General features: G+C 63.5%; 1 protein-coding gene. It reads left to right on the top strand.

Annotated elements, in window-relative coordinates; all coding sequences use genetic code 11:
- The first annotated feature begins 127 nt into the window (after window positions 1-127).
- Complete coding sequence (locus ACWF5H_RS18225) at window positions 128-1,312, top strand: DDE-type integrase/transposase/recombinase (protein WP_452038619.1); 1,185 nt, start codon at window positions 128-130, stop codon at window positions 1,310-1,312.
- Window positions 1,313-1,415 lie beyond the last annotated feature (103 nt).

The raw sequence follows: 1,415 nt of genomic DNA, 5'->3' as shown, positions 1-1,415 counted from the left end.
CCGCGTTGACTCATAGAAAACCTCCGCGTAGCCGGATACGTTGCCTCATTTGAAAACCTCCGCGTAGCGGCGTGTTGGACGGTGGTGGCCGCTGGTGCCGGTTATGCCCGTTTCTATGGAGCTAACGATGGCCCAGCGGCAAGCCGTGACGAAGAAAAAAGCCCTCGCCTACAAGAACGCCGATCGTGCAGGGAAGTCCCGGATCCTGAACGAGCTGGTCGAGCTGACCGGTTGGCACCGCGACCACGCCCGGGCCGCTCTGCGGGATGCGCTGGTCTTGAAAATAGTCCGGCCCCGGCCGGGCCGGGCTCCGGTCTACGGGCCGGACCTGCAGCCGGCGCTGATCAAGTGCTGGGCGGTGCTGCGCGCCCCGGCCGGGAAGCTGCTGGCCCCGATGCTTCCGGTCCTGGTGCCGTTGCTGCGCCGTGACAAGGAACTGGAGATCACCGATGCCCAGGCCGCCCTGCTGGTACGGATGAGCGCGGCAACGATCGACCGCAGGCTCTCCGGGGAACGGGGGAAACTGCTGCCGCGGGGACGATCGCACACCAAGCCCGGCACCCTGCTGAAGTCCCAGATCCCGGTGCGGACCTGGGCCGATTGGGACGACGCGGTCCCTGGCTTCGTGGAGATCGATCTGGTCGGCCATGACGGCGGCAACAGCAACGGAGAGTTCTGCTTCACCCTCACGGTGACCGATATCGCGACCGGCTGGACCGTGAACCGTTCGGTCCGGAACAAGGCCGCCAAATGGGTCTTCGAAGCCCTCGAACACGTCACCGCCGTGTTCCCGTTCCCCATCATCGGCATCGATTCGGACAACGGCTCCGAGTTCATCAACGAATATCTGCTGGCCTACTGCCACGCCAGGCAGATCACGTTCACCCGGTCCCGGCCCGGAAACAAAAACGACGGCGCGCACGTGGAACAGAAGAACTGGGCCCGGGTCCGCGAACTCGTCGGCTACCTGCGCTACGACACTACCGCCGAACTGGACAAGCTCAACGAGATCTGGGATCTGGACCGGACCTTCACCAACTACCTGCTGCCCCAACAGAAACTCATCGAGAAGCAACGCAAAGGGGCCAAGGTCATCAAGAAGCACGACGCCCCGGCAACACCGCACCAGCGGGCGGCCCGGCACGAAACCATGCGCAAGCGCCCCGTCATCCACATGAACGCCGCCTTCAAACGCATCAAGCCCGGATCGCTCTCCCGCCGGATCCTGGCCCTCGCAGCGGAACTGGAAACCCTTGCCCTGGCTAAGAAGCCCGCCCGCATCAAACCCGTCAACACGGCATGGAACGCCTGAGCCTCCCGGAGGATATTCACTGAGTCAACGAAGCCGCTATCCGGAGGTTTTCAAATGAGGCAACGAATCAGACTTCCCGGAGGTATTGCAATGAGGCAACAGG

It is taken from the genome of Arthrobacter sp. NPDC055138, assembly GCF_053607305.1.
Note: the sequence above shows the minus strand (reverse complement) of the source record. Positions and strands in the feature narration are given on the sequence as shown.